The following is an 18,034-nucleotide window of genomic DNA, read 5'->3' as shown; positions in this document are numbered from 1 at the left end:
CCTCCTCACCGAGGATCCTAGTACTTACCGACTGGTAAGCTACTTGCCGCCCGGTAAGTAATCGGTCTAGCGTGGTCTTGTCTCAACCGGAGTCCTGCCCAACCGCACCTCAGGGGACCGTGATGCAACCCAGCCACCAGAAAACGCAAAAAGCGAGAACGACGCCAAACGCAACCACCACTGAAAAATCCCGGAGAGGCGGCACTGTCCTGATCTCCGGAGCCAGCATCGCCGGACCGGCACTGGCCTTCTGGTTGCGCGAGCACGGCTTCCACCCGACGGTCGTGGAGCGAGCGCCCGCGATCCGCGACGGCGGCTACGCGATCGACGTGCGCGGTGCGGCGGTCACCGTGGCCGAGCGGATGGGGATACTGCCCGAGATCCAGCAGGCCCGCACCGGGATACGGGCCCTGACCATCACCGACGCCGACGGCCGCCCGCTGGCCGACGTGCGCGTCGACCAGCTGATGGGCGGCCCCGACGACGTCGAGGTCATGCGCGGCACGCTGACCCGCCTCCTGCACGAGCGCATCGCCGGCGTCGAGCACCTCTTCGACGACTCCATCACGTCGATCGAGCAGGACTCCGATGCCGTCCGCGTGACGTTCGAGCGGGCCGAGCCGCGCGAGTTCGACCTCGTCATCGGTGCGGACGGGCTGCACTCCAACGTCCGCCACCTGGCGTTCGGGCCGGAGCGGGACTTCGCCCGCTACCTCGGCTTCCACATCTCGATCTTCAGCACGGAGAACTTCCTCGGCCTGGAGCGCTCGGCCACGCTGCGCAACACCCCGGGCAGGCTGGCCGGGATGTACCGGGCGAGGACCGACGCGGGCGCGAAGGCGATCCTCGGCTTCGCCTCACCGCGGCTGCGCTTCGACCCCCGCGACCCGAGCACCCAGATCCCGCTGCTGGACAAGGCCTTCCGCGACGAGCCGTGGATCGTCCCGCAGCTGCTCGAAGCCGCCCGCAGCGCACCCGACCTCTACTTCGACTCCGTCACCCAGATCCGGATGGACGGCTGGACCCGCGGCCGCGTGGCCCTGGTCGGCGACGCGGGCTACGGCCCGTCCCCGCTGTCCGGCCAGGGCAGCAGCCTGGCGCTGGTCGGCGCTTACGTCCTGGCGGCAGCGCTGGGCGCGGCCAACGGCGACCACCGAACGGCGTTCCGCCGCTACGAGAGCGAAATGCGCGACTACGTGACCGCCAACCAGCGGATCGCCACCGACGGCGCGAAGACCCTCATCCCGACGACCCGAACCGGTCTGTGGATGCGCAACCAGATGATGCGCGTGCTGCCCCACCTGCCGAAGACGATCGCCTTCTCCAAAACCCTCGAACGCGCCGCCAACGCCATCGACCTCCCCGAGCGCCCGTGAAGAGCCTCTACCGGAACGAGCGGGGGCGGAAGGCGATCGAGCGGTGGTGCACCGACCAGCTCGACGCATGGCCCGTGCCGCACGAACGCCGCCTGGTCCCGGCCAACGGCGCCACAACGCACCTGGTCACCGCGGGCACCGAGCCGCAGACGGCGGTCTTCGTGCCCGGGACCAACTTCTGCGCGGCCAGTTGCCTGCCGCTGGCGACCGCGCTCGCCGCGCGCTGCCGCGTGGTCCTGGCCGACCTCCCCGGCCAGCCGGGCCTCAGCAGCGGTCGGCGAATCCCCGCACCGCAACGGCATTCCTGGTACGGGCGGTGGCTGGCGGAGGTGATCGACCAGGTCACCGGATCCCCGGTCGTCCTCGTCGGCCATTCGCTGGGCGCGGCGATCGCGCTGGCCACGGCATCGCCGCTGGTCTCGCGGCAGGTTCTCCTGTCGCCCGGCGGGCTGATCCGCGCACGGATCACACCCGGCATCGCCGCGGCGTCCTCGTCCTGGCTGCTCCGCTGCCGCCCGGTCGACAGCGCGCGACTGCTCGCCACGATGCTCGCACCGGGCGATCGCCCCCGGCCGGAACTGGTGGAGTGGATGACGCTGATCGCCCGGCACGCCCGGTCGAGCCTGGATCCCGCGCCTGCCGTGGTGGCGGACCGGGCGGTGGACCGGGTCGTCGCGGTCGGCGACCACGACCGCTACTTCCCCAGCCGTCCCCTGGCCGCCGCCGCGCGGCGCACCCTCGGCCTGCCGCTCAGCGTGATCCCGTCAGCAGGCCACCTGATCACCGAGGGGCAGCCCGACCGCCTCGCCGACCTCATCGCGACCTGACCTCAGCGGGTGGCGGCGATGATCCCGGAGCCCAGCACCAGGTCTCCGGCTGCGTCCGGGCGGTACAGGACGATCGCCTGGCCCGGCGCCACACCGCGCAACGGCTGGCGGAGCTGGACGCGGATGCCGTCGCCGTCGGCCTCGGCGACCGCTTCCGCGGTGCCGCCGTGCGCGCGGACCTGGATCACGCACTCCACCGGCCCGGACAGCGGCTGCTCGGACGGCCAGATCGGGCGCTTGGCGTCGATCTCGGTCACCGACAGCCGCTCCGCCGCGCCGACCTTGACCGTGCCGGACACCGGTTCCAACGACAGCACGTAGCGCGGCCGGCCGTCGGCCGCCGGGGCGTCGATGCCGAGGCCCTTGCGCTGGCCGATGGTGAACCCGTGCACCCCGGTGTGCTCGCCGAGCACCGCGCCGGTGTCGGCGTCGACCAGCTTGCCCGGTGCCTGGCCGAGCTTGCCCTCCAGGAACTTGCGGGTGTCGCCGTCCGGGATGAAGCAGATGTCGTGGCTGTCCGGCTTCTTCGCCACCGCCAGGTCGCGCTCGGCGGCCTCCACCCGCACCTCGGACTTCAGCGAGTCGCCGAGCGGGAACATCGAGTGCCGCAGCTGCTCGGCGGTCAGCGAGGCCAGCACGTAGGACTGGTCCTTGCCCTCGTCGCGGCTGCGCCGCAGCTCCGGCATACCGTCCACGATGGACAGCCGGGCGTAGTGGCCGGTGCAGACCGCGTCGAAGCCCAGCGCCATCGCCTTGTCCAGCAACGCCTCGAACTTGATCTTCTCGTTGCAGGTCAGGCACGGGTTCGGGGTGCGGCCCGCGGCGTACTCGCCGACGAAGGTCTCGATGACCTCCTCGGTGAACCGCTCCGCGAAGTCCCACACGTAGAACGGGATGCCCAGCAGGTCCGCGGCGCGACGCGCATCGCGGGAGTCCTCGATGGTGCAGCACCCGCGCGCGCCGGTGCGCAGCGTGCCGGGCTTGGCCGACAGCGCCAGGTGCACCCCGACGACCTCGTGCCCGGCCTCCACCGCGCGCGACGCGGCGACCGCGGAGTCCACCCCACCGCTCATGGCTGCCAGTACTCGCACGCTCACACCTCCGTGGCGGTGGTCGTTCGCCCCGCCGAAGATCGGCGCAACCCGGCCAGACCGGCGCTACGCGCTCGTCGCACCACCGGCCCGATGGCCTCGGTGAGTGCCTGTACATCTGCCGCCGTCGAGGTGTGCCCCAGCGAGAAGCGCAGCGAACCCCGCGCGGCCTCCGGCTCCGCTCCCATCGCCAGCAGCACGTGGCTGGGCTGGGAGACCCCGGCGGTGCACGCCGACCCCGTGGAGCACTCGATGCCCTTGGCGTCCAGCAGCATCAGCAGGCTGTCGCCCTCGCAGCCGGGGAAGGTGAAGTGCGCGTTGCCGGGTAATCGCGAAGGTCCTCCGCCGACGACGCCGTTCCCGGGATCGCCGTTGAGCAGCACGTCCGGGACCGCGCGGCGAACACCTCTGATCAGCTCGTCGCGCAGCGCGGCCAACTTCGGCGCGTGCCCCTCGCGGGCGTTGACGGCCTCCCGAACCGCAGCGGCCAGCCCCAGCACGCCCGGGGTGTCGAGGGTGCCGGAGCGCACCTCGCGCTCCTGCCCGCCGCCGTGCAGCACCGGCGTGCACTTGACGTCGCGCCCCAGCAGCAGCACGCCAACCCCGTACGGGCCGCCGACCTTGTGCCCGGTCATGGTCAGCGCGGACGTTCCCGAAGTCGCGAAGTCCACCGGCAGGGTGTCGATGGCCTGCACCGCGTCGGTGTGCAGCGGCACCCCGTGGCGCTCGGCGGCGACGGCCAGCTCCGCGACCGGGTTGACCGTGCCGACCTCGTTGTTCGCCCACATGACCGTGGCCAGCGCCACGTCACCCGGGTTCTCCGCCAGCGCCGCCTCGAACACCTCCGGGCGCACCCGCCCGTGCTCGTCGACGGCCAGCCAGGTGATCTCGGCGCCCTCGTGCTCGGCCAGCCACTCGAGGGCGTCGAGCACCGCGTGGTGCTCCACCATCGAGGCCAGGATGCGGCGGCGCGCCGGATCCTCGGCCCGCCGGGCCCAGAAGATCCCCTTGACCGCCAGGTTGTCGCTCTCGGTCCCGCCCGCGGTGAACAGCACCTCGGACGGCCGGGCGCCCAACGCGTCCGCGATGTCCTCCCGCGACTCCTCCACCGCGCGCCGCGCCCGGCGGCCCGAGGTGTGCAGCGACGAGGCGTTGCCGATCCTGGTCAACGCCTCGCTGAGCACAGCAACTGCCCCAGGTCGCATGGGTGTGGTGGCAGCGTGGTCGAGGTAAGTCATCGCTCATCCAGGGTAATGCAGGCCGACCGAGCGGAAGCCGCTGGTCAGGACGTCCGGTTGCGAGTCGCGCGCACCAGCGCCAACGCCGCCAGCAGCGCCGCCACCAGCAGCGCCAGGTCCAGCGGCGCGACGCCCCTGGCCGGGCTCGCCGGGGTGGCGAGCGCGGCGACCACCACGCCGCCGAGGCCGACCAGCGCGGCCTGGCCGAGCATGTCCGAGATCTGCAGCGCGGCCGAGTTGAACCCGCGCTCGCCCTCCGCCGACAGCGACAGCACCCGCACCGAGGTGCTGGTCACCCCGATCCCCATCCCGCAACCGGCGACGAACCAGCACGCGAAGACCAGCCCGTGCGGACCCCACGCGGGCAGGCTCAGCGCCAGCCCGGCGATGCCGACGCCGACCAGCGCGAACCCGGCCGCCACCACGCGCTCGCGCCGGAGTTCCCGCTGCCTGCTCTGCCACAGCGCCCCGACGGTCCAGCCGACCGAACCCACCGTCAACGGCACGCCCGCGGTCGTCGGCGAGTAGTGGTGCGCCACGGTCAGCGCCAAGGGGACGAACGCCTGCGCGGTGAAGAACAGCCCGGAGAGCAAGCCGCGTGAGAGCACCATCCGCGGAATCCCCGGCCGGGCGCGCAAGGTGCCCTTGGGCAGCAGCAGCCGCAGCGAGGGCACCAGCGCCGCGACCCCGACCAGGCCGACGAGCAACGAGCCCAACGACGGATCCTGCGCCGCCCAGTTCAACGCCACGACACCACCGGCCGCACCCACCGCGGCCAGCGGCAACCCGGGCCGCGGCGCTGGAGGATCCTCCGAGCGCGCCCCGAACCGGCGCGCCGTGGGCACCAGCATCGCCGCGCCGATGCACACCAGCGGAGCCAGCCCGAGGAAGACCCACCGCCAGCTCGCCTGCTCGGTCAGCGCACCCGACACCACCGGGCCGACCAGCGCGGGCACCACCCACGCCGAGGACAGCGCGCCGAACGCGGCCGGGCGGTGCTCCTCCGGGAAGACGCGGGCGATCATCACGTACAGGGCGACGATCAGCACGCCACCGGCCAGCCCCTGCAGCACCCGCGCCACCAGCAGGACCAGCATGTTCATCGCGAAGCCCGCGACCAGCAGCCCGACCGCGAAGGTGGGCAGCGCCAGCAGCAGCGGCACCGCCGGGCCGCGGCGGTCGGACAGGCGACCGCCGATCACCGTCCCGATCGCGCTCGCGGCGAGGAACACGGTGAACGGCCAGGAGTACCAGTGCTGCGCGCCGAACTCGGCGACGATCGTCGGCAGCGCGGTGCCCAGCCCCATCGCTTCGAAGGCGACGAGGGTGATGACCAGGACCAGGCCCGCGGTGAAGGTGCGACGTTGCGGATTCCACAGGACGCTTCGAGATGTCTCGGCAGTGGCCACCCGGCCAGCCTGCACCCTCCACCGCACTCGAAGTCCAGTGATCTCCGGAAGACTCCCCCTTAGAGCCTATTGCCGGTCGCATCGCTCGGGTGGTCGGTCCTGAGTGCCGCCGGAGCTCACGCGGCGAGATCGTGCCCGGGCTGCTCGACACGGTGCCCGTGCGTCGCCCCGCTGGCCGTCGCGATCGACTCCCGCGCCCGCCTGGCCAGCTCCCGGCGATCGCTGCCGTGCAGCTCGGGCAGCACGACCAGCTCGACCACCAGACCGCGGGTGCGGGCCACCGCCAGCACCGAGCTGACCAGCGTCGTCTCCCCGAGGAAGGCCGCCGCCGTGGTGAACCGGCCCGCCCGGTCGCGGAACCGCAGCGCCACCGGCTGCATCCGCGCCCCGGCGTCGAGCGCGGCCTGGAAGACCGCGGGCCGGAACGTCCCGATCTCCCGCCCGCACCAGGTGGTGCCCTCCGGGAAGGCGCCGATCACCGCACCGGCCCGCAGTTCGTCGGCGATGGTCCGCACCGAGTCGGGCAGCGCCGACAACCGCTCCCGGTCGATGTAGACCGTGCCCGCCCGGCCCGCCAGCGAACCCAGCACCGGCCACGACCCGACCTCGGCCTTGGCCAGCATCCGCATCGGGCACAGCACCTGCAGCGCCACGATGTCCAGCCACGACACGTGGTTGCTCACCACCAGCGCGCCACCGGCGGTCATCCCGCCGTCGAGCACCATCCGGATGCCCAAGACGCGCAGCAGCGCCCGGAACCACGCCGCCATCGCCTGCTGACGCACCGGGCCCAGCACCGGCAGCACCAGCGCCAGCACGCACCCGCCGAGCAGCAGCCCGACGACCCCGCCCAGGCGCAGGACCAGGTGCAGCAGGCCGACCTCGTCCTCGCGGTCCCGCGGCGGCATGCACTGGTCACCGCACGGCGAAACCGGCATCCACGGGTGGTTCATGCCGCATCGCCCAGGAAGAACCGCAGGTAGCGCTGGTCCGCGCGGTCCAGGTCCAGCAGCACGAAGAAGTCGGCGACGTCGAAGTCCGGATCGTGCGCCGGACGCCCGCACACCTGCGCACCCAACCGCAGGTAACCCTTGAGCAGCGGCGGCAGCTGGGCACGGCCGGTGACGTCGATCGGCTCCCAAGGCCGGTGCGGGTGCACGCGGAACTCCTCGGGCGCGTAGTGCTTCGCCGACACCGCGTTCCACACGTGCGAAGCCAGCACGCCGCCGTCGTCGAGCGGCACGGACGCGCAACCGGCGAGCATCCGGTGCCCGTGCAGCAGCATGTACCGCGCGATCCCCGTCCACACCAGCCCGATCACGGCCCCGTTGCGGTGGTCCGGGTGCACGCACGAGCGGCCGGTCTCCACCAGCGAGGAGCGCAGCGGAGCCAGCGCGGACAGATCGAACTCGGTTTCCGAATAGAGCATCCCGGCTTCCGCCGCCCGGCCCGGCGGAAGCATCCGGTAGGTCCCGACGACCGCCCCGGAGTTGTCCTCGCGGACGATCAGGTGGTCGCAGTGGTCGTCGAAGGCATCGCGGTCGACGCCAAACTCCCGACCGGTGACCGTGGCCCCCATCTCCTCGGCGAACACCTGGTAGCGCAGGCGTTGCGCGGCGTGCACTTCGTCGGAGTCTCTGACCACCAGCAGCGAGTAGTGGACGTCGGCCGCCGCGTTCGGTGCGGCGCTGGCCAGCAGCTGCGTCTCGGACATGCCGAAGGTGTATCGCCGCGCGGCGAACACCCAACACTCCGGACGAGGACACGGGGCAGGAACTTTCGGTGAACCCCTGGTGCAGGACGAAATCACTGCCCCGAACGACCGGTTGCGGCACAACCGGACGAGCGGGTCACCCGGGGAAAGCGGCCAGTGCGCGCTCCAGCACCGAGGCCGGGCTCGGCTGGACCGACATCTCCGCGCTCACCTCGCGCGCAGCATCGCCGAAGGCGGGTTCCTCCAGCAGCTTGCGCACCGCGGCGCGCACCGCCTCGACGTCCACTGTGGCCGGATCGTGGGAGAGCCCGACTCCGCGGTCCACGACCCGCTCGGCCGACATCGGGTTGTCCGCGAAGGCGGGCAGCACCAGCTGCGGGACGCCGTAGTGCAGCGCGGCCGCCGTGGTCCCCGACCCGCCGTGGTGCACCAGCAGCGAACTGGTCGGCAGGAACGCCGACAGCGGCAGGAAGCCCACCGCCCGCACGTTGGCCGGCAGCGGCGAGACATCGGCGAGGTCGGCTTCGCGCCCCGCCAGCACTACGTCCGCGTCGAAGCCGCCGAGCGCCTCGACCACCACGGACAAACTGCTCGTGCCGGACATCACCGGCACCACGGTGCCCAGCGTGACACCGATGCGCGGCCGGTCCTGCCGCTGCAGCGCCCACTCCGGCACCGCCGAACCACCGTTGAACGGCACGAACCGCATCGGCCACCACGGCAGCCCGTCGACCTGGTCCGGCTCGTCGCCGACCAGCCCGCCCATGCTCGGCGGCCGCGGATCGATCCGCGCGATCACCTCCGGCGGCCCGTCCGGGATGCCCAGCTGCGCCCGCAGCGTCAGGGACAGCTCATCGTCGTCGTAGAAGTTCCGCCCGGTCCGGAAGCTCCCGTCCCGCGACGACCAGGACACCCGGTTGCCGACCTCCAGCACCGGAACGCCGAGCGCCACCGCGGTCAACCGGCCCGTCGGGTGATCGGTGGTGTGCACGACGAGATCCGCGCCGAACGCCCGCCCCACCTCGATGCTGCCCTGCGTCATCGTCAACGTGAACAGCGAGAAGGGGCCACCGTCCCTGGGCAGCCTCTCGTACGCCTCGGTCAGGCCCCGCTCCGCGAGGAACCGCTCGAACCCGGGTGTCTGCTCCTGGGAACCGGTGGCGCGGATCAGCTCCTGCCACACGTCGTGCCCCGGCAGCACGTCGGCCACCGGCAAGCCGGCCCGCGCCGCGGCGTCGACCATCTCACCGGTGGTGGCCACCAGCACCTCGTGCCCCGCAGCTCTGGCCGCCCAGACCAACGGGACGATCGGGAAGGTCAGCCCGTAACCGGGCGCAGTCGTGAACAGGATCCGCACGGCGTTCGAGCATGCCACCACGCCCGAGCCCCGCGCACCCGAATTTCCCGACCGAGCAAGGGAACCTTCCCGTCACGCGGGGAACTGCGAGCATGGGAACCTTCCTGTCACGCGCCGCACGCTGCGAGCACGGGAACCTTCCTGTCACACCCGCACCGCCTCGCCGCTCCGGCCCGATCAGGCGGCGGCTAGATTCCGGGACATGCAGCCAACGACCGAGCGCGTCGACCTCTACACCGACGGCGCATGCAGTGGGAACCCCGGGCCGGGCGGCTGGGGCGTCGTGCTGCGCTACGGCGACCACGAACGCGAGCTCTACGGCAAGGACGCCGCTACGACGAACAACAAGATGGAGCTCATGGCGGTGATCGAAGGCCTCGCCGCGCTGACCCGCCCGATGCCCGCGGTGCGCATCCACACCGACAGCACCTACGTGCTCAAGGGCATCACCGAGTGGATGCGCGGCTGGAAGCGCAACGGCTGGCTGACCTCGGCCAAGAAGCCGGTCAAGAACGCGGATCTGTGGCAGCGCCTGGACACCGAGTGCGCGCGCCACGGAGACGTCCAGTGGGAATGGGTGAAGGGCCACAACGGCCACCCCGAGAACGAGCGCGCCGACCGCCTCGCCTGCCGCGGCCGCGACGAGGCCCGGGAGCGCTGAAACGCGAAGGGCGGGCCGCACCACAGGTGCGACCCGCCTTCCCAGCGTCTTGGGTTCAGCCCTTGCGCTTGGTGATCTCCTCGGTGAGCTGCGGCGCGACCTTGAACAGGTCGCCCACCACGCCGTAGTCGGCGATCTCGAAGATCGGAGCCTCGGCGTCCTTGTTGACCGCCACGATCGTCTTCGAGGTCTGCATGCCCGCCCGGTGCTGAATCGCACCCGAGATGCCCAGCGCGATGTAGAGCTGCGGCGAGACCGTCTTGCCGGTCTGCCCGACCTGGAACTGGTGCGGGTAGTAACCCGAGTCCACCGCCGCACGCGAAGCACCCACCGCAGCACCCAGGCTGTCGGCGAGCTTCTCCACGACCTCGAACGACTCCGCCGAACCCACACCGCGGCCACCGGAGACCACGATGTTGGCCTCGGTCAGCTCCGGTCGGTCCCCCGCCTCAGCGGGCTGACGACCGGTGATCTTGGCACCGGAAGCTGCCGGAACCTCCACCGACTCCACCGCACCGGCACCCGCGGCCGCCTCGGCCTCGATGCTGCCCGGCAGCACCGTGACGACCGGAACACCCTTGGTGACCTTGGCCTTCGCGTCGTAGGTGCCACCGAACAGCGAGTGGCTGCCGACACCCTCGCCGTCGAGGTCCACGACCTCCGACAGCAGACCGGAGCCGGTCCGGATCGCCAGACGCCCGGCGATCTCCTTGCCGTCGATCGACGCCGACACCAGCACCGCCGCCGGGCTCGCGCTGCCGACCAGCGCGGCCAGCACGTCGACCTGCGGCGTCACCAGGAACTGGCCCACCTCGGCCGACTCCGCCGCGTACACCTTCGCCGCGCCATAAGCCGCCAGCGACTCCGACAGCTTGCCCGCGGTGCCCGGCTCGCCGACCACCACCGCCGACGGCTCGCCGATCCGGCGCGCCGCGGTCAGCAGCTCGTAGGTGACCTTCTTAACCTCGCCGTCCACGTGATCGACGAGGACCAGAACCTCAGCCATGAAAACTATGCCTCCTCGAAAACCCGTGAACGACTCAGAGCAGCTTCTCGCCGGCCAGGAACTCCGCGACCTGCACGCCGCCCTCGCCCTCGTCGGTGACCTTCACGCCACCGGACTTCGGCGGCTTCGGCGCCGACTCGACGACCTGCGAGGCGGCGTTGGCCAACCCGACCTCGGACGGGTCGATCCCGGCGTCGGCCAGCGACAGCACCGCGACCGGCTTCTTCTTCGCGGCCATGATGCCCTTGAAGGACGGATACCGCGGCTCGTTGATCTTCTCCGTCACCGACACCACCGCGGGCAGACCGGCCTCGACGGTGAACACGCCCGCGTCGGTCTCGCGCTCGATCTTCACGCCCGAGCCGTCGGTCTCGACCTTGCGCGCGTAGGTCAGCTGCGGCCAGCCCAGCACCTCGGCCACCATCGCCGGAACAGCGCCCGCGCGGCCGTCGGTCGACTCGTTGCCCGCGATCACCAGATCCACACCCTCAACGGTGCCGATCGCCTTCGCCAGCGCGCGAGCGGTCGCCGGAGCGTCCGAACCCGCCAACGCCTCATCCGAGAGGTGCACGGCCTTGTCGGCACCCATCGACAGCGCCTTGCGGATCGCATCGGTGGCGCGGTCCGGGCCCATGCACACAACGGTCACCTCACCGCCCTGCGCCTCCTTGATCAACAGCGCTTCCTCGACGGCGCGCTCGTTGATCTCATCCAAAACCGCATCAGCCGATTCGCGGTCCAACGTGTGATCCGCATCCTTGAGCTTCCGCTCGGAATACGTGTCGGGCACCTGCTTGACCAGGACGACGATGTTCATGGGCCCTCTTCGACCTCCTGCGGACTGACGGCGCTCGCTGGCCCTCCAGCGGCTTTGCTTGCGGACCCGGCGCTGTGCGGCCCGGGTAGGTTGACCTTGCCATGCCCCTCGTGGAAAAGCACAGTGATGCCAACCACCGGTGATGTTACCGGCCGGTAGCGGCGGATCGGCCGAGCCTCGCACGTGACAGTACTCACCTTTTCCGCCGCGATCCGAACGGAATGATACGGACACCTGCGCGGGGCAGATATGAAGAATGATTACCGCTTAGTAGCCTGAACCTCATGAGGCAACGCGTCGCCATCGTGACCGACTCGACGGCTTCCATTCCACTCGACGTCGCCGATCAGCTGGGCATCTCCGTCGTCCAGCTGGAGCTGAAGGTCGGCGAGGAGCAGAACGACGAACGCCGGGTGCCGCACGCCCAGCTGGCCCAGGCGATGCGCGAGGGAACTCCGGTGGCGACCGGAGAACCGCCGGCGCCCGCCTTCTTCTGGAACTACAGCGACGCGGTGGCCAACGGCGCCGAGGCGATCATCTCGGTGCACATCTCCGAAGGCCTGTCCCGCACCTGCGACTCCGCGCGCACCGCGGCAGCGGAGATCGGCATCCCGGTCTACGTGGTCGATTCCCGGCTGGTCGGGCTCAGCCTCGGCTTCTCGGTGATCGCCGCGGCCGAAGCCGCCGCCTCCGGCGCGACCCCGCAGGGCGTGATGAGCGTCCTGGACCGGCGGCTGCGCAGCACGATGCAGCTGCTCTACGTCGACACGCTGGAATACCTGCAGCGCGGCGGCCGGATCGGCCGGGCACAAGCGTTTCTTGGCCAAGCGCTGTCGATCAAGCCGGTGCTCGCCCTCAAGGAGGGCATCATCGACCAGCAGGCCAAGGGGATCGGCATCGACCGCGCGCTCAAGAAGGCCGTGAGCACCGCGGTCCAGCGAGCGGGCAACAACCCGGTCGACGTCGGTGTCGAGCACTTCGAGTTCGCCGACCGCGCCAAGCAGGTGCTCGACGAGCTGCGCTCGCAGCTGCCCCAGATCCGCCGCGCCACCGTGGCGGAGACGAGCGCGATCCTGGGCGCCCACGCCGGACCGGGCGCGCTCGGCGTGACCGTCTCCCCCGTCTGAGCCCGACTCCTCCGCGGGCAAACGGATCCGGGCCCATTTCGAGCGGACACGACCGGAGCCGCGCCACAGGACGGGCGAGAAAGCCGGACCGCGAAGGCGCGCACACCGCTCAGGTCGGCACAACTCACGCGAAATCGGTTAATTTCGAAGGGTTTTCAGCAAGCTCCCGGCGATTTCCGGGAAGTTCCCACTCCATCGAGTGATGCAAACAGGCGTTCGACTCCGGATACTTGATTTCGGGGCGGCGCGAAGCGATCTCATTCCGCTTCCGCGCCGCGACCGCTCACCCGAAACCGATCCCGGAGGAACTCCCATGTCGTCCACCACCGTGCTGCACCTGCTGACCGCTTCAGCCCGACAGCTTGTCCATCGCGCGATGGATGCGCTTGACCGACACCGGGTACGCCGTGCCGATCGCCTGCGCGAACAGGCTCACCCGCAGCTCCTCGATCATCCAGCCGACGTGCTGCAGGGCCTCGCTCGGGGAACGCCCCTGCGGCACCCCGGCCAGCAGGTCCCGATAGCGCTCCTCGACCTCGTCCACCTGGTACATCCAGTCCCGGTCGCGCTGCGGGTGGTACTGGAGCTTGTCCAGCCGCTGCTCGATCGCGCGCAGGTAGCGCACCAGATCGGGCAACCGCGCGAACCCGGCCGCGGTCACGAAGCCCGGGTGCAGCAGCGCGTCCAGCTGCGCCCGGATGTCGGCGTAGGACTCGGCGGGCAGCACCTTGGCCCGGTCCGCGAGCGCGGACTCGACCCGCTGCGCCGCGACCAGGACCTGCTCCACTTTGGACATCGCGTCGACGGTGACCGCGCCCAGCTGCGCCCGGACCTTGTCCTGCAGCGCGGCGAACGCCGCCTCGTCCCAGACCGGCCCGCCGTTGTCGGCCATCAGCTTGTCGACGGCGCAGCGCTCGCAGTCCTCCAGCACGGCGTTGAGGTCGCCGTACCGGCTGCCGCCCAGCACCAGGCGGGTGGTGCCGCTCATGCCGCGCTGGATGGACTTCACCGGCGAGGGCAGGTTCAGCAGCAGGAGCCGACGGGTGCCGTCCCACAGCGCCCGGCGCTGCTCCTCCTGCGTGTCGAACATCCGCACCGCGACGCTGTCGCCGTCGTCGACCAGCGCCGGGTAGGCCTTCACCGCGTGCCCGGAGCGCTGCTGCTCGAAGGTGCGCGGCAGCGCGCCGAAGTTCCAGGAGCGCAGACCGCGCTGCTCGATGTCGTCGGCGGCGGCGGAGATCTCCGCGCGCAGCTTCGGCTTGAGCTTCCGCTTCAGCGCGTCCAGGTCCTTGGACTCGGCCAGCTTGCGTCCCTTGCCGTCCACCACGCGGAAGGTCATCTTCAGGTGGTCCGGCACCTTGTCCAGGTCCCACTCGGTGCCCGGCACCGCGACCCCGGTCATCTGCTTGAGGCCCTGCTGCAGGCTCTCCAGCAGCGGGGCGCTCATCGGCTCGAGCCGGGACAGCACGGCCTTGGCGAAATCGGGAGCGGGCACGAAGTTCCGGCGCAGCGCCTTCGGCAGCGACTTCAGCAGCGCCGTGACCAGCTCCTCGCGCAGCCCGGGGATCTGCCAGTCGAACCCGCTCGGGTCGACCTGGTTGAGCACCGGGAGCGGGATGTGCGCGGTCACGCCGTCCGCGTCCGAACCCGGCTCGAACTGGTAGGACAGCGCCAACCGGAGTCCGCCCTGCGGCCAGGTGTCCGGGTAGTCCCGGTCGCTGACCGCCGCCGACTGCTGGTTGATCAGCATCGACTTCTCGAAGTTGAGCAGGTCGGGCTGCTCGCGGCAGGTCTTCTTCCACCAGGAGTCGAAGTGCCTGCCGGAGACCACCTCGGCGCCGACGCGCTGGTCGTAGAACTCGAACAAGGTCTCGTCGTCGACCAGGATGTCGCGCCGCCGCGCGCGCTCCTCCAGGTCCTCGACCTCGTCGAGCAGCGCCCGGTTCTCGTGGAAGAACGCGTGCCGCGTCTCCCAGTCGCCTTCGACCAGCGCGTGCCGGATGAACAGCTCGCGGCAGAGCTCCGGATCGATGCGGCCGTAGTTGACCTTGCGGCCGACCACCAGCGGAACGCCGTAGAGGGTGACCCGCTCGGTGGCCACCACGGCGGCCCGGTCCTTCTCCCAGTGCGGTTCGCTGTAGCTGCGCTTGACCAGGTGTTGCGCGAGCCGCTCCACCCACTCCGGTTCGATTCGCGCGACGATGCGCGCCCACAGCCGGGAGGTCTCCACCAGTTCGGCCGCCATCACCCAGCGCGGTGGCTTCTTGAACAGCGACGATCCGGGGAACACGGCGAACTTGGCGTTGCGGGCGCCCTGGTACTCGTTGGCGCCGCGGCCCGGCTGACCGGACTTCTTCTCGACGTCCTTGAGCCCGATGTGCGAGAGCAGACCGGCCAGCACCGACTGGTGGATCCGCGTCGCGTCGGCCTCCTGGTCGTTGAGCGTCATGCCCATCGACCGGACCATCTGCCGCAGCTGGCCGTGGAGGTCCTGCCACTCGCGCACCCGCAGGTAGTTGAGGAAGTCCGCGCGGCACAGCTTGCGGAACTGGTTGGACGACAGCTCCTTCTGCTGCGTCCGCAGGTACCGCCACATGGAGAGGTAGGTGATGAAGTCGGACTCGGCGTCCTTGTCCACGAAGCGCGCGTGCTTCTGGTCGGCCGTCTGCTGCTTGTCGGTCGGCCGTTCGCGCGGGTCCTGGATGGACAGCGCCGCGACGACCACCAGCACCTCGCGCAGGCAGCCGTTGCGCTCGGCTTCCAGCACCATCCGGGCCAGCCGCGGGTCGATGGGCAGCTGCGCGAGCTTGCGGCCGACCGGGGTGAGCCGCTTGTGCAGCTCGGTCTTCGCGCTGTCCAGCGCGCCCAGCTCCTGCAGCAGGTTGATGCCGTCGGTGATCTGCCTGCGGTCCGGTGGCTCCAGGAACGGGAAGGACTCGATCTCGCCGAGCCCCAGGGAGGTCATCTGCAGGATCACCGAGGCCAGGTGGGTGCGCAGGATCTCCGGATCGGTGAACTCGGGGCGGGCCAGGAAGTCCGCCTCGGAGTAGAGCCGGATGCAGATGCCCTCGGAAACCCGGCCGCAGCGGCCCTTGCGCTGGTTGGCCGAAGCCTGCGAGACCGGTTCGATCGGCAGCCGCTGCACCTTGGTGCGGAAGCTGTACCGGGAGATGCGCGCGGTGCCCGGGTCGATGACGTACTTGATGCCCGGCACCGTCAGCGAGGTCTCGGCCACGTTGGTGGACAGCACGATCCGGCGGCCGGAGTGCGGCTGGAACACGCGGTGCTGCTCGGCTGCGGACAGCCGCGCGTACAGCGGGAGGATCTCGGTGTTGCGCAGGTTCTGCTGCCGCAGCGCGTCCTCGGCGTCCCGGATCTCCCGCTCGCCGCTGAGGAAGACCAGGATGTCGCCGGGCCCCTCCGCGCAGAGCTCGTCCACCGCCTCGCAGATCGCCTGCGTCTGGTCGCGCACCACGTCCTCGGACTCGTCCGAGTCGTCCAGCAGCGGCCGGTAGCGCACCTCGACGGGATAGGTGCGGCCGGAGACCTCGACCACCGGCGCATCGTCGAAGTGCCGCGAGAAGCGCTCCGGGTCGATGGTGGCGGAGGTGATGATCACCTTCAGATCGGGGCGGCGCGGCAGCAGCTGCTTGAGGTAGCCCAGGATGAAGTCGATGTTCAGGCTGCGCTCGTGCGCCTCGTCGATGATCAGCGTGTCGTAGCGGCGCAGCAGCCGGTCGTGCTGGATCTCGGCGAGCAGGATGCCGTCGGTCATCAGCTTGACCAGCGTGTCCTCGCCCGCGCGCTCGGTGAACCGCACCTGGTAGCCGATCGCATCGCCGAGCTCGGTGCCGACTTCCTCGGCGACCCGCTCGGCGACGGTGCGGGCCGCCAGCCTGCGGGGCTGGGTGTGCCCGATCACGCCCTTGATGCCGCGACCGAGCTCCAGGCACATCTTGGGCAGCTGGGTCGTCTTGCCGGAGCCCGTCTCACCAGCGACGATGACCACTTGGTGATCGCGGATCGCGGCGAGCAGATCGTCCCGGCGCTGGCTGACCGGCAGGTTCTCCGGGTAACGGACCTCGGGTACGTTGGCGCGCCGGTTCTCGATGCGCCGCTCCGCGGCCTCGATCTCGGCGGTGATCTCCTCGGTGACCGACTGCAGGGCCTTGGGATCGCGGATCTTGCGCGCTCCCTCGATGCGGCGACGCAGCCGACGCTGGTCGTGCAGCATCAGCTCGGGCAAGCGGTCCCGCAGATCAGCGAGCGGAGATTTCACAGACGTACCCATACTCCGGACAAGCATAGAGAAGGCACCGTCACCCCTGCCGCTGATTTTCGCCACCTCACACCGGACGCCGAACACACCACCGAATCGCCTCAACCGGCACCCGGCGATCAGCGGTTCGCGGTGCCGGGAGGACGGTGCCTGCCGAGGCCGAGGCGGCGGATTGCTTCGCGCTGCGCCGCAGTGAGCCGGTCGCTCCTGGTGGCGACGGTGTACGCACCGCTCCCAGCGTTCCGGAGCACGACCGGATCGCTGATCTCCGGGCGCTGTTCGGCTGCGCGGAGGGCGGCGGAGACCCGGTCCAGCGGCCAATCCAGCACTTCGGCCAGCTCATCTGCGGTGAGCGGCTCGCCCGCGTGCACGAGCGCGGCAAGCACCGTGCGGGCATCGCCGATCGCAGCGTCCGCGCGGTCACCGGCCATGCTGTCGCGAACCCGTGCGAAGAAGGAGCCCATGCTGGTCAGGCGAGCTCCGGCCGGTGTGCCGGCGCCGAAGACCTCGGCTCCGCGCGCGGCCGTCTCCGCCCAGCTGGCCTGCTTCCGAGTGCTCACCAGCCACGTGCGGTGCCACACATCGTCATCGATGGAGTACCGCTCGCGACGCGCCCGCGCGTCACGCTCCCGCCTGATCACTTCCAGCCCTTCGAGGTAACCGATGGCCTTGGACACCGACGCTGGGCTGACCCGCAACCGCTGAACCAGTTCGGCGGAGGTGAGCGCCCCGGAGTCGGTGGTGACCAGGCAGGCGAGCACCCGGGCCACCATCCTCGGCAGTCCGCTCCGCACCATCAGTGCGGCGAACTGCTCCACGAAGCCGTGCACCGCCTCGGGATCACGCCCGTGCGCAACGGCTTCACCCGGACCGTGCGGGGCTTGTGCCGACTTGCGCCGCCGCGCTCGGTGTTCGGTGGCCAGGTGGGCGTAGTCCGCTCGGTAGCCAGCAGGGCCGCCGTTGCGCGCCACCTCGCGGCTGATCGTGGAGGTCGGCCTGCCGAGCTGCCGGGCGATCTCGGCGTACCCGAGCCGTTCTGCCAGTCCGGCTGCGATGCGCTGACGATCCAGCTCGGTCAGCCTGCCTCCCGGCATCCGCGTCCCGCCTCCGTTCGACTCGGTGATCGAGCTCA

14 protein-coding genes are annotated in these 18,034 nt (G+C 70.8%); 4 read left to right on the top strand and 10 right to left on the bottom strand.

Annotation, left to right across the window (positions count from 1 at the left end):
- Window positions 1-209 precede the first annotated feature (209 nt).
- Both ATL45_RS20280 and ATL45_RS20275 read left to right on the top strand, forming a co-directional pair.
- Window positions 210-1,376 (top strand): FAD-dependent monooxygenase, encoded by a 1,167-nt coding sequence (locus ATL45_RS20280; RefSeq protein ID WP_281276082.1) that lies wholly within the window; start codon window positions 210-212, stop codon window positions 1,374-1,376.
- On the top strand, window positions 1,373-2,203 hold the full coding sequence (locus tag ATL45_RS20275) for an alpha/beta fold hydrolase (protein ID WP_093146741.1): 831 nt from the start codon (window positions 1,373-1,375) through the stop codon (window positions 2,201-2,203). Before ATL45_RS20280 ends, ATL45_RS20275 begins: the two co-directional genes overlap by 4 nt.
- A 2-nt stretch (window positions 2,204-2,205) precedes the next feature.
- Here ATL45_RS20275 and mnmA read toward each other — a convergent pair whose 3' ends face one another.
- The 6 genes from mnmA to ATL45_RS20245 form a co-directional block, all read right to left on the bottom strand.
- Window positions 2,206-3,294 (bottom strand): tRNA 2-thiouridine(34) synthase MnmA, encoded by a 1,089-nt coding sequence (mnmA, locus tag ATL45_RS20270; RefSeq protein ID WP_093146742.1) that lies wholly within the window; start codon window positions 3,292-3,294, stop codon window positions 2,206-2,208.
- A 2-nt stretch (window positions 3,295-3,296) separates the two neighbouring features.
- Window positions 3,297-4,532, bottom strand: a complete 1,236-nt coding sequence (locus tag ATL45_RS20265; protein ID WP_093146743.1) for a cysteine desulfurase family protein — start codon at window positions 4,530-4,532, stop codon at window positions 3,297-3,299.
- Window positions 4,533-4,576: 44 nt separating this feature from the next.
- Entirely contained in the window at window positions 4,577-5,941 is a 1,365-nt protein-coding gene (locus ATL45_RS20260; RefSeq protein ID WP_246025449.1) for an MFS transporter, read from the bottom strand.
- A 116-nt stretch (window positions 5,942-6,057) separates the two neighbouring features.
- A complete protein-coding gene (locus ATL45_RS20255) occupies window positions 6,058-6,849 on the bottom strand; it encodes a lysophospholipid acyltransferase family protein (protein ID WP_246025448.1) in 792 nt (263 codons plus the stop codon).
- A 41-nt stretch (window positions 6,850-6,890) separates the two neighbouring features.
- Entirely contained in the window at window positions 6,891-7,655 is a 765-nt protein-coding gene (locus tag ATL45_RS20250; RefSeq protein WP_093147623.1) for a GNAT family N-acetyltransferase, read from the bottom strand.
- 136 nt (window positions 7,656-7,791) lie between these two features.
- Window positions 7,792-9,012 (bottom strand): glycosyltransferase, encoded by a 1,221-nt coding sequence (locus ATL45_RS20245; protein WP_170210286.1) that lies wholly within the window; start codon window positions 9,010-9,012, stop codon window positions 7,792-7,794.
- 202 nt (window positions 9,013-9,214) lie between these two features.
- Here ATL45_RS20245 and rnhA point away from each other — a divergent pair, with 202 nt between their 5' ends.
- Complete coding sequence (rnhA, locus tag ATL45_RS20240; RefSeq protein ID WP_093146745.1) at window positions 9,215-9,673, top strand: ribonuclease HI; 459 nt, start codon at window positions 9,215-9,217, stop codon at window positions 9,671-9,673.
- A gap of 55 nt (window positions 9,674-9,728) precedes the next feature.
- On the opposite strand, the gene ATL45_RS20235 is transcribed toward rnhA, so the two are convergent.
- On the bottom strand, window positions 9,729-10,679 hold the full coding sequence (locus ATL45_RS20235) for an electron transfer flavoprotein subunit alpha/FixB family protein (protein WP_093146746.1): 951 nt from the start codon (window positions 10,677-10,679) through the stop codon (window positions 9,729-9,731).
- A 34-nt stretch (window positions 10,680-10,713) separates the two neighbouring features.
- Window positions 10,714-11,496 carry an electron transfer flavoprotein subunit beta/FixA family protein gene (locus tag ATL45_RS20230; protein ID WP_093146747.1) on the bottom strand — a complete coding sequence of 261 codons (783 nt, stop codon included), beginning with the start codon at window positions 11,494-11,496 and terminating at the stop codon, window positions 10,714-10,716.
- Between the two features lie 284 nt (window positions 11,497-11,780).
- Between ATL45_RS20230 and ATL45_RS20225 the strand changes: the two genes are divergently transcribed.
- The gene (locus ATL45_RS20225; RefSeq protein WP_093146748.1) at window positions 11,781-12,623 is read left to right on the top strand and encodes a DegV family protein; all 843 of its coding nucleotides are present in this window, start codon (window positions 11,781-11,783) and stop codon (window positions 12,621-12,623) included.
- Window positions 12,624-12,972: 349 nt separating this feature from the next.
- On the opposite strand, the gene hrpA is transcribed toward ATL45_RS20225, so the two are convergent.
- Together hrpA and ATL45_RS20215 are read right to left on the bottom strand one after the other, a co-directional pair.
- Window positions 12,973-16,914, bottom strand: a complete 3,942-nt coding sequence (gene hrpA / locus ATL45_RS20220) for an ATP-dependent RNA helicase HrpA (protein WP_093146749.1) — start codon at window positions 16,912-16,914, stop codon at window positions 12,973-12,975.
- 107 nt (window positions 16,915-17,021) lie between these two features.
- Window positions 17,022-17,996: a GbsR/MarR family transcriptional regulator gene (locus ATL45_RS20215; protein WP_093146750.1), complete on the bottom strand. Its 975-nt coding sequence runs from the start codon at window positions 17,994-17,996 to the stop codon at window positions 17,022-17,024.
- Between the last annotated feature and the right edge of the window lie 38 nt (window positions 17,997-18,034).

Source organism: Saccharopolyspora antimicrobica (genome assembly GCF_003635025.1).
GTDB classification, from domain to species: domain Bacteria; phylum Actinomycetota; class Actinomycetes; order Mycobacteriales; family Pseudonocardiaceae; genus Saccharopolyspora; species Saccharopolyspora antimicrobica.
Note: the sequence above shows the minus strand (reverse complement) of the source record. Positions and strands in the feature narration are given on the sequence as shown.

Excerpts from the sequence above, each read along its gene's own strand:
- ATL45_RS20235 (WP_093146746.1), bottom strand. The coding sequence starts at position 10,679 with ATGGCTGAGGTTCTGGTCCTCGTCGATCACGTGGACGGCGAGGTTAAG.
- ATL45_RS20215 (WP_093146750.1), bottom strand. The coding sequence starts at position 17,996 with ATGCCGGGAGGCAGGCTGACCGAGCTGGATCGTCAGCGCATCGCAGCC.
- rnhA (WP_093146745.1), top strand. The coding sequence starts at position 9,215 with ATGCAGCCAACGACCGAGCGCGTCGACCTCTACACCGACGGCGCATGC.
- ATL45_RS20265 (WP_093146743.1), bottom strand. The coding sequence starts at position 4,532 with ATGACTTACCTCGACCACGCTGCCACCACACCCATGCGACCTGGGGCA.
- hrpA (WP_093146749.1), bottom strand. The coding sequence starts at position 16,914 with ATGGGTACGTCTGTGAAATCTCCGCTCGCTGATCTGCGGGACCGCTTG.
- ATL45_RS20250 (WP_093147623.1), bottom strand. The coding sequence starts at position 7,655 with ATGTCCGAGACGCAGCTGCTGGCCAGCGCCGCACCGAACGCGGCGGCC.
- ATL45_RS20225 (WP_093146748.1), top strand. The coding sequence starts at position 11,781 with ATGAGGCAACGCGTCGCCATCGTGACCGACTCGACGGCTTCCATTCCA.
- ATL45_RS20255 (WP_246025448.1), bottom strand. The coding sequence starts at position 6,849 with ATGCCGCCGCGGGACCGCGAGGACGAGGTCGGCCTGCTGCACCTGGTC.
- ATL45_RS20230 (WP_093146747.1), bottom strand. The coding sequence starts at position 11,496 with ATGAACATCGTCGTCCTGGTCAAGCAGGTGCCCGACACGTATTCCGAG.